The sequence below is a fragment of the Maribacter sp. LLG6340-A2 genome (assembly GCF_045057105.1).
GTDB lineage: Bacteria > Bacteroidota > Bacteroidia > Flavobacteriales > Flavobacteriaceae > Maribacter.
This window is the reverse complement of record NZ_CP159332.1, coordinates 3,040,363-3,053,097: the sequence shown is the minus strand read 5'-3', so window position 1 is coordinate 3,053,097 and position 12,735 is coordinate 3,040,363. Positions and strand designations below refer to the sequence as shown.

Sequence of the window (12,735 nt, the reverse complement as noted above, 5' to 3'; positions counted from 1 at the left end):
TAGTTTAAGGTAAATGGTCAGTATTTAATCTATTATTTCCTAGATTCTTGTTCCGCCAAACTGTGATTTACATCATTCAACGATGAAGAAATTACCGTGGCAACTTCGCGTTCTATTTCTGCAGCATTATTAAAATACAACAATGCCGATAACATTATTGCTAAAAGCACTATGCCATTGGCAATTGTTTTTGAATCTAAAACACTTTCTTGTTTGTTCACGTTCAACGTATTAATTCAATGGTAATTTATATATTAAAATTTAAATTAACAAATTTTTAAGAAAAATCATCAGGTTTGTTTTACCGGCAAATCTTACGTATTCTAAAATAGTGTTAAGGTATTTAAGGATATTTACCAAGCATTTAACAGTTAAACAATTTTTTCATGAATACCATTAATTATTAAAAGATATACGTCAATTTACACCTATTACAAACAGTAATTTTGGACTATAAAATGAACGTATAATATTAAAATAGAACACATGAAAATTTTAAAAACAATAACAGCAAGTCTGGTACTATTTATGGCATTAGGTGTAAATGCCCAAAATGATAAGGACCAAAAAATTATTAACGATGCCAATGAAGCAAAGGAAAAATTAATGACCATGGAAGTTGGCTTAGACCCTTTCTTCACAAATTCAGCAGGTTATGTACTTTTTCCGAATGTTGGTAAAGGCGGATTCATCATTGGTGGTGCATCTGGTAACGGAGTCGTATATGAAAATGGCGAAGTAGTAGGTATGGCAGATTTAAAGAAACTAAGTGTAGGTTTACAAGCTGGCGGACAAGCAATTACGGAAGTTATCTTTTTTGAGACTGCCAACGATTTGGAAGAATTCAAAAAAGGTGAGTTTGAATTTTCTGCAGAAGCATCTGCGGTAGCTTTAAAATCAGGGGTATCCGTTAATGCAAAATATAAAGATGGAGTTGCAGTATTTGCTTTACCAAAAGCAGGTTTAATGGCCGATGCATCAGTAGGTGGTCAAAAATTTGATTATACTCCAATAATGAAATAAGATTAAATATTTAATATCAAAAAGCCGCCCACTTGGGCGGCTTTTTTATTTTACTTAAATTAACCATTGGCCGTAAACCCAGGGTAACATGTCATACCGCCATCTACAAAAATAGTTGTCCCATTTATGTATTCAGACTCATCGGATGCCAACCAACTAGCTACACTACCAATATCATCTGGCACACCAATTTGTTTATAAGGTATTAATTTTAACATGCCTTCCCTGCCCTCTTTAGTACTCCAAACATCTTTGTTGATATCTGTTTTTATTGCTCCAGGAGCTATGGAATTACACCTTATTTTATCTGGGCCATATTCTTGGCAAATAGATTGCATTAACATTACCAAACCACCTTTTGATGCTGCATAATTAGCATGTCCTGCCCAAGGAATAACCTCATGAACCGAACTCATATGAATAATCTTACCCAATGATTTAGAAATTTCCGGACGCATTCCCCTTCTCCTAAATTCTATTATAGCTTCTTTGGCACATAGAAATTGACCTGTTAAATTAACATCGATAACGCGCTGCCAATCCTTTAATGGCATCTCATGCAACGGATGGTCTAGTTGCAAACCGGCATTGGCAACACACACATCTACAGTACCAAATTCCGTCACCGTTTGTTTGAACATGGATTGTACCTCATCTTCCTTACTAACATCACATTTTATCACAATGGCATTACCGGAAAGGCTATTCTTGGTAATCCAATGGGCAACTTCCTCTGCTTCCTCCTTACTGCTATGATAGTTAATTACCATATTGGCACCTTCTTGAGCCATAGCTTTGGCTACTGCCTCCCCTATACCGTCACTTGACCCGGTAACAATACAGGTTTGCCCTTCTAATCTTCTATTTGGTTTTTGCATGAGTCTATATTTTATCCCTTAAAAATATTACCAATCATAAACAATACTTATCCCTATAACAAAAATTTGTAACACAAGTATATATAATAAAAAAGACAGTAACTCCCTTAATGGAAATTACTGTCTTTAATCAAATTGTTGAAAGTATTTATTTTCCGTTAAAGAATATCATAACACCTATTACAATTAAAATTATAAAGATAGAAACAGCAATATCTACCCAATTATAACTGCTCTTATTTTTATTTTTCTCTTCTTCAGTAATGGTACCAAAGGTTAGATTTACAATTTGCTCTTTATCCGGCGCTTTGGTCAATAGACTCACTACAACCATGAATAGTAAACAAAATAGGAAGAACCACGCGCCAAAGCTTAAGAAATTCATATCGCCTAAATAAAATAGAATACCATCTTGATCCAAACTGCCTTTTACCAATTCTAGGGCAATTCTAACAAAAGCGACCACGATACCCATTACCAAGGTAGCAAAAGCTCCCGTAGCATTGATTCTCTTATAAAATATACCTAGTAAAAACACTGCGGTAATAGGAGGTGCTATATATGATTGTACGCTTTGTAAATATTCATAAAGCACACCAGATATATTGGCCATAATGGGTATCCAAATAATACCAATGATAACAACAAATACCGTAGCAATCTGCCCAGTTCTCACCAACTTTTTCTCTGGGGCATTTGGCTTTAATTTTTTATAGATATCTACCGTAAACAAGGTAGAACATGAATTAAATACCGATGCCAAGGAACTCATTAGGGCGGCCAATAATCCCGCTGCAACAAGTCCCCTTAGTCCAGATGGCAATAAATTACTCATGAGCACAGGGAAGGCTTCATCTGCACTGTCCCAATGTAATTCGCCCCGCATTTTCAAGGTCAAAGCAATAACGCCTGGAATTAAGAACAAGAAAACCGGCAAAAGTTTTAACAAGGCTCCAAAAATGGTTCCTCTACGTCCTTCCTTAATATTTTTTGCCGTTAACGTCCTTTGAACAATATATTGATCGGTACACCAGTACCAAATACCAACTATAGTACTCGTAATAAATAAGGATGGCCATGGAAAATCTGGATCGGTTGCCGGCCTCCACATATTAAAATATTCTGGTCCTAACGTATCTACCATACTGCCCCATCCACCAACTTTATCCAAGCCAATGAACGTTAATACAGCCGCACCTACCACCAACAAAACGGCTTGTAAGGTCTCCGTATATACAACGGCACGCATTCCACCAAGAACGGTGTATATACCGGTAAGAACGACGGTGGCTATTGCACCGGTCCAAAAATCTATGCCCAATAACGCAGACACTACAACACCCCCTGCATAAATGGTTACGGAAATTTTGGTAAGCACATAGGCTACAATGGAGAAAATGGACAATAGCCATCTGGACCTGGCATCAAAACGTTTTTCCAAAAATTCTGGCATGGTAAAAACGCCACTTCTGGCATAAAAGGGTAAGAACACCCAGCCCAAGATTAAAACAACCCAAGCCTGAATTTCATAAATAAGTAAGGGCAATTTGTTACTGGCACCCGTACCGGCAAGACCCACAACATGCTCAGACCCAATATTGGATGCAAATATTGAGGCCCCTACTACAAACCAGCCCACATTTCTACCGGCCAAAAAATAATCTTCAGTATTGTTTTCCTTTTTTCTGATGACCCATATCGCTACCCCTACAAGTAAAAGAAAGTATAGGGATATACTGATCCAATCAAAATTGTCTAATTGTTGCATGGCTGTGGTTATTTAGTATAAAATTTAAAGGTAGTCTTGGTTTCATATTTATCCTCTGGTGTGACTACCACGGAAGGAAAATTTGGTTGGTTGGGTGAATCTGGGTAGTGTTGTGTTTCTAGACAAAAACCACTTCTTTTTGCATATACCCCTCCTTCTGGTCTTGGCAATGTACCATCTAGAAAATTACCAGAGTAAAACTGCATACCTGGTTGGTCGGTAAAAACTTCAATTGTTCTACCTGTTCCCGGGTGGTGTGCCTTTGCCACGGAACGATACCCTGCATCGGCATTGTTTAACGCCCAACAATGATCATAACCACCGCCTAAAGCAATTTGTTCATTATCCGCATTGATGCCCTCACTTACCAATTTGGCCGTTCTAAAATCAAACGGTGTACCTTCAACAGGAGCTAATTCCCCTGTAGGAATCAAAGACCCGTCCACCGGTACAAATTTATCGGCATTAATTTCCACTTTATGATCCAGAATCAACTGTGAAAAATCGCCCGAAAGATTGAAATAAGAATGTTGTGTAAGGTTTACAATGGTAGTTTTATCCGTTGTTGCTTGGTATAGCACATCCAAACTATTGTCCTTGTTCAGGGTGTAAGTAACCGTAGTCTTTAGATTACCGGGAAAGCCCTCCTCCATATCCTTGCTTAAATAGCTCAATTTCAAAGAAGCCGAATTGTCATTTTCTTCGGTTCCTTCTACGCTCCAAACTACTTTATCAAAACCAATTAAGCCACCATGTAAATTGTTTTCCCCGTTATTTTTGGCCAACGTATATTCTGTATCGTTTAAACTGAACTTTCCTTTTGCAATACGGTTACCATAGCGTCCTATTAAAGCACCAAAGAATGGATTATTTTCTTCGTATTGTGCTAAGCTATCGAATCCTAAAACCACATTTTCCATGCGACCTTCCTTGTCAGCTGTCTTTAATGAAGTAATACGACCACCATATGTTATAATAGATACTACCATACCCTCTTTATTGGTAAGTGTAAACTCCTCTACTTTATCTCCTATTTTGGTGACACCGTAATCTGCCCTGGAAATAGTAACAGTATTAGATGCAGTTACCTTGTCATTTTCACTGTTGCCCTTCATTGCTTTTTCTTTACAGTTAACGTTACATACTATGGCGCACATAAGCACAAATACATAACTTAATTTAATAATTGGTTTCATAATATTTGGTTTGTCATAGGTTATTTTTAAATAAATGATAATATGCTTCATTGGCATTCAATTGATTTTTAAACTCCCTAATGGTAGTGTCCTTATCTATCACCACCAATTCAATACCTGCCATATCGGCGAAATCTTCCATAAATTCTGTGGTCAAGGCCTGTGAATAAACGGTATGATGGGCACCACCTGCTAATATCCATGCCGTAGCCGCTACTTCCAGATTTGGCTTAGCATCCCATAACACCCTTGCTACAGGCAAATTAGGTAATTTACCCATAGGTTCAACAGCATCAACCTCATTGACTACTAGGCGGAACCTGTTCCCCAAATCTACCAAAGAAACATTGATTGCTGGGCCTGCCGGAGAATTAAATACCAAACGTACCGGATCTTCTTTGCCACCTATTCCCAAAGGATGAATTTCACAAGATGGTTTTGCCGCTGCTATGGACGGACAAATTTCTAACATATGCGAGCCCATAACATAGGCTTTTTGAGGTGTAAAGTGATAGGTGTAATCTTCCATAAAAGACGTACCACCCTCCATACCACTGGCCATTACCTTTAAAGCCCGTAACAAAGCGGATGTTTTCCAGTCCCCTTCCCCACCAAAACCATAACCATCTGCCATTAATCTTTGCGTGGCAATACCTGGTAATTGTTTTAGCTCGCCTAGATTTTCAAACGTATCCGTAAACGCTTTAAAATCACCTGCATCTAAAAATTTGCGTAGACCCAATTCTATTTTTGCAGCATCTATCAAAGATTGTCGCTGTGCACCATTGGTCTTTAATTTATCACCAAGCACGTAACTATCCTCATACTCCTTGACCAATTCATCTACCTCTTCCTGTGATAATGCATTTATATGCTCCACAACATCTGAAGAGTCGTAACCGTTTACTGAAAAACCAAATCTTAATTGCGCCTCAACCTTATCTCCATCGGTTACGGATACTTCCCTCATATTGTCGCCTATACGAGCAACTTTCAGGTTTTGAAACTCGTCCCAACCCATTGCAACTCGAGACCAGTTTCCTAGCTTTTGTTGAACATGTTCCGTTTGCCAATGCCCAACAACAATCTTTCTATTTTTACGCATTCTAGTCATCATGTGACCAAATTCGCGATCACCATGTGCAGACTGGTTAAGGTTCATAAAATCCATATCAATGGTTTCCCAAGGAACCTCAGCATTAAATTGTGTATGTAAATGGCACAAAGGTTTATTTAGTACACTTAATCCTTTGATCCACATTTTTGCCGGTGAAAAAGTATGCATCCAAGTAATGATACCGATGCAATTTTTAGTGGAACTTGCCTGTAGACAAATATCGGTAATTTCCATAGGGGATTTTACCGTAGGCTTATATACTATATGTACCGGTATTTTACCTGAAGCATTAAGTCCTTCTACTATTTGTTGGGAATCCTTAGCCACTTGTTTCAGTGTATCTTCCCCATATAAATCTTGGCTGCCCGTAACAAACCATATTTCCTTGTTAAGCATATTTTATTTTATAAAGTGTTTATAGTTATTGACCGTAATAGGCATTTTTGCCATGTTTACGCTCGTAGTGTTTCTTAATTAATGCCTCTTTTAAGCGAGGCGCATTTGGGTTGATTTGAAGGGTAAGGTAGGCCATTTGGGCAACGGTCTCTAAAACCTTGCTATTATAAACCGCTTTTGCTGCGGATTTGCCCCAGGCAAACGGACCGTGATTACCAATAAGTATCATTTCAACCTCATCTGATTGTAACCCTCGTTCCTTAAAACAGTCAATGATCTGTATACCTGTATTATGCTCGTAATTTCCCTCTATAAGGTTGTCTCTCATAGGTTCAGCACAAGGAATATCCGCGGTTAAGTGATCGGCGTGTGTGGTACCGAAAATAGGAATATCTTGTTGTGCCTGTGCCCACGCAACCGAATAGGTAGCATGGGTATGGGCAATACCGCCTATATGCGCCCAATTTTTATATAGGTACGCATGTGTTTTTGTATCGGATGAAGGTCTCATATCACCCTCCACAATAGTATTGTCATAATCCAAAATAACAATATCCTCTGGCCTTAACTTTTCATAAGGCACACCGCTAGGTTTTATGGCAAAGACCCCATTATTCCTATCTACGGCACTTACATTACCAAAGGTATAAATGACCAAGCCTAAATCATTAAGCTCAATATTCGCCTCAAAACATTCTTCCTTTAACGCTTTGTATTTAGAAGCCATACTTTTAATTTTTTTTAATTGAAGTTTCAATGAAATCTCCTAATGCATTGTAAGATTCCATTAACTTCCCATACGTTTCAACGGTATCTTTTTGAGGGTGATATTCCGCTTCATAATCACTCCCCATATGGGAACTTGCTTCTACCACATTGTTATAAATGCCAGAAGCTACCGCAGCATAAATCGCCGCACCCAAAGCTGGCGCTTGGTCAGAAGCGGCAACCTTAATGGGCATGTTCATTACATTTGCCAAGGTTTGCATAATATAGGGTGATTTTCTGGCAACCCCACCTATACCTATGACCGTATCTATTTTAACACCTTCTTCCTTAAAACGGTCAGCAATTTTTTTGGATCCAAAACAAATGGCATTGATCAATGCTTTGAAGATATGTGGTGCCTTACTCCCCAAAGATAAGTTGGAAATAGCACATTTAAGATTTTGGTCCGCATCTGGGGTTCTTCGTCCGTTGATCCAATCTAGTGCCGTAGGTATGCTTTCCGATAATGGTATAGCTTCTGCAGCATCAGATAATTTTTTAATAAAATCATTTTCGATTTCAATTTTCAAATCAGACTTCTGCTGTTCAGTTAAAATGTTAGAAGTCATGACTAAATTTTCAATTGGCCAATCCAACACATTCTTAAACCAAGCCAACAAATCACCGAACGCGGACTGCCCAGCCTCTAAACCTATAAATCCTGGTAACACGGAACCATTTACCTGTCCGCAAATACCCTTTATGGTCTTACCATCAATATCTGCATCTGTAGCCACAATAATATCACAGGTAGATGTACCCATAACACGTACTAAAGCATGTTCGTCAATTTTTGCGCCTACCGCACCGGAGTGTGCGTCAAAAGTCCCAACTGCAATAACAGTCTCCGTTGACAATCCTAGTTTATCCGCCCATTCTTGACTTAAATTTCCTGCAACCTTGTCTGATGTAAATGTTTCTTGATACAGATTATCTCTCAGATCTGCCAAATATGGGTCTAACTTTTCCAAAAATTCCTTTGGTGGTAAACCGCCCCAGCTTTCATGCCACATAGCTTTATGGCCTGCCGCACATCTGCTTCTTTTAAACGATGTTAAATCTTTGTTCTCTATTAAAAGGTAGGTCATTAAATCGCAATGCTCCATCCATGTGAACGCCTTGTTTTTGACTGCTTTATCTTCCTTTACCACATGTGCAATTTTTGCCCAAAACCATTCTGAAGAATAAATACCCCCCACATACTTTGTGAAATCTTCTCCACCCCAGGTTGCGCCCAGTTCATTTATGCGTTCCGCTTCTTCAATAGCAGTATGATCTTTCCATAACATCATCATAGCATTAGGGTTGTCTTTAAAATCCTCTAACAAAGCCAGTGGTGTACCCGCTTTTGTTACCGGTACCGGTGATGATCCTGTGGTATCTATGCAAATTCCTTTGATATCCTTAGGGTCTACCTTGCTATCAACAACTACCGATTTTACGGTAATTTCCAATCCTTCTATATGATCTAAAGGGTGTTGTCTAAATTGATTAATGGAAGGGTTGCAGTATTTTTGCTCTGCCCATCTTTTATACCAATGTACCTTAGAGGCAATCTCTTCTCCGTTCTCTGAATTTATAAGTACAGCCCTTACGGAATCTGACCCATAATCCAAGCCTATTACATAACCTTTCATTTAATACGTACAGTTTTTTTCGAAGTAAATATAAAAAATAGATTTAATAAGTGTTAGCTACACACTTAAATATTTTTTATTTTTCATAATATGTCAGTGAATTTATTGACTAAACAGCACTTAACAAACTAATTTTCAGTCAAAAGTGCAGTTGTTGATACTTATTCCTTATCCTCTACAATATTCCATGAAAAACAGGCGCCACCTTTACGGTCCGGTCTAGCACCTGGAGCATCAGCTGTACAAAGACTTTCTTGATTGGGCAATACCGATAAATATCTGTGGTTAACTAACGACATCAACATAAGGTCATCTTTTAACATATCTTGCCATTGAAATGTAGAAGCCTCCCCTTGGTCCTCGGGCTCTATACGAACTTCTGCCATACCGCCTTTACCCTTTACCGTAACAAATCCGTCATTCATTACAGACTGCAAAGCAATTCTACCATTGCCCCTATCCAATACCTTAAATTGATTGGATCGATCATTGATAAACTTACTATTTTCTGCTACGGGTCGTAAAAAATTTTTCCAATTTACCATTACCGTATTATCGACAATACTTTTAAGAACTATAATCTTATTGTATGGAATAGGACGTGTTAAAGATTTATACCGTGGCTCTATAACTTTAAAGAAATCAAAATCTACATACCCACCTTTCTTTTGTTGCGTATTAAAATTAAACAATGAATACCGCACCCCCTGAAAGGTCTTTCCTTGATAGGGCATTAAAATATCTCCCCCCAAATTGGAATAATCATCACCATTAAAGCTATAGCTAAGATTTCCTATATCGGTATCAAAATTACAATGAGCTTTTAACCATACCTCATTACCAGTAACAGGTACGCTAAGACGCTCTTGAGTTTGTTGATTATAAAAATCTAGCGTAATTTTATTATTTTTTTTTACGACACCTATCCATGCATACGGAAGGTTTAACAAAGCTAAACCAGAAACATCCCCATTTTTTAAATGGTCAAAATTCAATTTGGTAATTGCATAGGATTCTGGTCCTATTGCTCTTTGCGTTAAGGTGTTTCTTGCAGACCAAAAAGAGCTAGCGTTCAATGCATGTAATCTTAAATAACCTTTAGATGTCAGCGACCACTTATTTTTTACCGGTACATGATTCCATTGCCATATATCTTTAAGCTCCGGACCATTAAAATCATCGTTACGGTCAAAAAGTGCAGCTGGCTCCGATGATGTCCCTGTATTTGGTTTTACCCATGTACGTGGAGTTCGTTTAAGATTTCCCGGCAGTCCAAAATAAGGCCAATCTTTCTCCCAGGTTACCGGTGAAATAGCCGTTACCCGTCCTACAGAATTAAGATCCAACATTGACCATCCCCACCATTCGCCAGACTGTATTTGTACAATACCACCTTGATGCAATGGCATACGGCCTACAAAATTTTCATGATAGTCTACCATTTTAAATGGGGGACCATCATTTGTATTAGGGATACGTGTGCGCTGCGCTTCCCCAAAAGTTTCCAATGCACTCATTACGTTAATTTCGTATGGTCCATAGGGAGTATCTGACCTCAAACAAACTTGATAACATACAGGATCCCAGTTGGTATTTGTAATATAATATTTACCTTTAATCTTATAAATATGGCAGCCTTCACCGGCACCACTACCCCTTTCTACAATGACTCTTTCAGTGCCAGGAACCTTATCCAATAAATTTTCACTTAACTGACACATCCTTATTTCATCATATCCCCATACAGCATATATTTTACCATCATCATCAAAAAGCACAGACATATCATGAAAACTTTCACTCATGGTTTCATGTTTCCATGGCCCTTTAGGACTTTTAGATGAATATAATTGGGTTCCATATCCGTTGACATTGGAAAAAATGTAAAAGGTTCCATTATGATATCGTAAACAAGGTGCCCAAATACCCCTACCATACGCATTTTTGCCATCTTCAAGTCTTAAATTAGGACCTAAATCAAGTTCATTGACTGCATAGGATTGCAGGCTCCAGTTTACCAAATCCTTTGAATGTAATAACGGAAGACCAGGCATGGTATGCATTGTGGTCCCTGTCATATAATAATCATCTCCTACACGAATTAAATCTGGATCGGAAAACTCATCATAAAACAATGGGTTTGTAAATGTTCCGTTACCGTTATCGGCAATCCAAGTTTCATTATTGGCGCTGTTGACATTACTCCTATGCTGCGCAAATGATAAGAGGGTACAGCATACACAGATTAAAAAAGTGATACTGTTTACTTTTCTTTTATTTCTATAATTAATTTCCATTACTATTTTTTATTTATTTTACTGAGCTTCTAAGACAATCACTGAAAAAGGAGGTATGGCAACTTCCAACACGCCTTTTTTAAATTTAAAATCCTTGAAGTTTTTGGGTGTAATCTTATTGGGTTCATTGAATGAATTATGATCCTGCAAACTATCTGAACTTAAAATCTCACCCGAAACATTTTTAATCTTTAATTCATTTACATCAATAGTTACCACATGTTCCTTTTTGGAATCGATGTTGGTCATTGATAAATGGGTTTTGTTATTTTTATCTACCGAGGCAGAGATATTTAAAGCGGGTAAGCTTTCATCTTTAAAAGTGTACTCAGGTGAATTAAAAGACAACGGGATCAATGTGGCGTCTTGGTGAACTTTATACATGTTCATAACATGGTAGGTTGGCGTAAGAATCATTTTCTCTTCATCTGTAAGTATTACCGCTTGTAAAACATTAACCGCCTGGGCCAAATTGGCCATTTTTACACGATCAGCATGGTTATTAAAAATATTTAGATTCATACCTGCGATCATAGCGTCTCGCATTGTATTCTGTTGATATAGAAATCCGGGATTGGTACCTTCTTCAACGTCATACCAACCTCCCCATTCATCAACTATTAAGTCTACTTCTTTCTTCTCGTCATACTTATCCATCACAGCAACATGTTTGGTTATGAGTTCGTCCATTAACCAAGATTCTTGCATGGAGCGAAAATAGGTTTCCTCATCAAAATCTATATCCGGGCCTTTATTGCTCCAATCAATTACCGTATAGTGATGCAATGCAACCCCTTGCAGCATACTTTTAGGAATATTTTTCATTAAAACCTCTGTCCAGTGATAATCGTCATCACTTGCACCGGAAGCAATTTTATAAATTCCACCCTCTACATCTGCACCTGACATAAACGTTGCATACTTACGGTAAATATCCGCGTAATATTCTGCCCTCATATTACCACCACAGCCCCAAGCTTCATTACCTATACCCCAGTATTTGACTGTCCAAGGTTCTTCCCTGCCATTTTCCCTACGTAGATCGGACATGGGGCTTTTACCTTTAAAATTGGTGTATTGTACCCAATCCGCTAATTCCTGAACACCGCCGCTACCAACATTACCGGACAAGTATGGCTCTGCCCCCAGTTCCTCACACAGGTTAAGAAAATTATGCGTACCAAAACTATTATCCTCGGTTACTCCGCCCCACCAGGTATTCACGATCGTGGGCCTGTCTTCTTTAGGTCCAATACCATCCATCCAATGATAGGTATCGGCAAAACAACCGCCAGGCCAACGTAAATTTGGTATGTTCAATTCTTTTAATGCGTTGATGATATCTTTCCTTACTCCATCAGAATTAGGAATAGTACTGTTTTCACCAACATAAAATCCTTCATAAATACATCTACCCAAATGTTCTGCAAAATGACCGTAGATATGTTTACTTATTACGGGTGCGTCCTTATCTAAGCTCAATGTAACCTTTGTTGGTTCTTGAGCTATTAAAACGGTACTAAAGGAGAGAAATAGAACTAGTGAGTTTGTAATTAATTTAAAATAGCGCATATTTTTGTTATTTAATGATCAGACAGTTTAATTCCTTCTATGGATTGATTAGCTTCTTAAAAAAAAACTTGTTAAGTGTTAAA

Annotated in this window: 10 protein-coding genes; 1 reads left to right on the top strand and 9 read right to left on the bottom strand. The window is 38.0% G+C overall.

Annotated features, from left to right (window positions below; all coding sequences use genetic code 11):
* Window positions 1-32: 32 nt before the first annotated feature.
* Entirely contained in the window at window positions 33-221 is a 189-nt protein-coding gene (locus tag ABVM52_RS12800) for a hypothetical protein (RefSeq protein WP_405381086.1), read from the bottom strand.
* A gap of 265 nt (window positions 222-486) precedes the next feature.
* Here ABVM52_RS12800 and ABVM52_RS12795 point away from each other — a divergent pair, with 265 nt between their 5' ends.
* Entirely contained in the window at window positions 487-1,023 is a 537-nt protein-coding gene (locus ABVM52_RS12795; protein ID WP_405381084.1) for a YSC84-related protein, read from the top strand.
* 59 nt (window positions 1,024-1,082) lie between these two features.
* On the opposite strand, the gene ABVM52_RS12790 is transcribed toward ABVM52_RS12795, so the two are convergent.
* The 8 genes from ABVM52_RS12790 to ABVM52_RS12755 form a co-directional block, all read right to left on the bottom strand.
* Window positions 1,083-1,901 carry an SDR family oxidoreductase gene (locus ABVM52_RS12790; RefSeq protein ID WP_405381082.1) on the bottom strand — a complete coding sequence of 273 codons (819 nt, stop codon included), beginning with the start codon at window positions 1,899-1,901 and terminating at the stop codon, window positions 1,083-1,085.
* A gap of 148 nt (window positions 1,902-2,049) precedes the next feature.
* On the bottom strand, window positions 2,050-3,669 hold the full coding sequence (locus ABVM52_RS12785; RefSeq protein ID WP_405381080.1) for a sodium:solute symporter: 1,620 nt from the start codon (window positions 3,667-3,669) through the stop codon (window positions 2,050-2,052).
* A gap of 8 nt (window positions 3,670-3,677) precedes the next feature.
* Complete coding sequence (locus ABVM52_RS12780; RefSeq protein WP_405381078.1) at window positions 3,678-4,865, bottom strand: aldose epimerase family protein; 1,188 nt, start codon at window positions 4,863-4,865, stop codon at window positions 3,678-3,680.
* A gap of 13 nt (window positions 4,866-4,878) precedes the next feature.
* Entirely contained in the window at window positions 4,879-6,378 is a 1,500-nt protein-coding gene (araA, locus tag ABVM52_RS12775; RefSeq protein WP_405381076.1) for an L-arabinose isomerase, read from the bottom strand.
* A gap of 25 nt (window positions 6,379-6,403) precedes the next feature.
* Window positions 6,404-7,105, bottom strand: coding sequence for an L-ribulose-5-phosphate 4-epimerase (locus ABVM52_RS12770; protein ID WP_405381074.1), 702 nt, complete (start codon window positions 7,103-7,105; stop codon window positions 6,404-6,406).
* A gap of 4 nt (window positions 7,106-7,109) precedes the next feature.
* Window positions 7,110-8,783, bottom strand: coding sequence for a ribulokinase (locus ABVM52_RS12765; protein WP_405381072.1), 1,674 nt, complete (start codon window positions 8,781-8,783; stop codon window positions 7,110-7,112).
* Between the two features lie 161 nt (window positions 8,784-8,944).
* Window positions 8,945-11,080: a family 43 glycosylhydrolase gene (locus ABVM52_RS12760; protein ID WP_405381070.1), complete on the bottom strand. Its 2,136-nt coding sequence runs from the start codon at window positions 11,078-11,080 to the stop codon at window positions 8,945-8,947.
* A gap of 18 nt (window positions 11,081-11,098) precedes the next feature.
* Window positions 11,099-12,652: an alpha-N-arabinofuranosidase gene (locus tag ABVM52_RS12755; RefSeq protein ID WP_405381068.1), complete on the bottom strand. Its 1,554-nt coding sequence runs from the start codon at window positions 12,650-12,652 to the stop codon at window positions 11,099-11,101.
* Between the last annotated feature and the right edge of the window lie 83 nt (window positions 12,653-12,735).

Coding starts and splice junctions, on each gene's coding strand:
- ABVM52_RS12770 (WP_405381074.1), bottom strand. CDS start 7,105: ATGGCTTCTAAATACAAAGCGTTAAAGGAAGAATGTTTTGAGGCGAAT.
- ABVM52_RS12785 (WP_405381080.1), bottom strand. CDS start 3,669: ATGCAACAATTAGACAATTTTGATTGGATCAGTATATCCCTATACTTT.
- ABVM52_RS12760 (WP_405381070.1), bottom strand. CDS start 11,080: ATGGAAATTAATTATAGAAATAAAAGAAAAGTAAACAGTATCACTTTT.
- ABVM52_RS12780 (WP_405381078.1), bottom strand. CDS start 4,865: ATGAAACCAATTATTAAATTAAGTTATGTATTTGTGCTTATGTGCGCC.
- ABVM52_RS12755 (WP_405381068.1), bottom strand. CDS start 12,652: ATGCGCTATTTTAAATTAATTACAAACTCACTAGTTCTATTTCTCTCC.
- ABVM52_RS12790 (WP_405381082.1), bottom strand. CDS start 1,901: ATGCAAAAACCAAATAGAAGATTAGAAGGGCAAACCTGTATTGTTACC.
- ABVM52_RS12765 (WP_405381072.1), bottom strand. CDS start 8,783: ATGAAAGGTTATGTAATAGGCTTGGATTATGGGTCAGATTCCGTAAGG.
- ABVM52_RS12795 (WP_405381084.1), top strand. CDS start 487: ATGAAAATTTTAAAAACAATAACAGCAAGTCTGGTACTATTTATGGCA.
- araA (WP_405381076.1), bottom strand. CDS start 6,378: ATGCTTAACAAGGAAATATGGTTTGTTACGGGCAGCCAAGATTTATAT.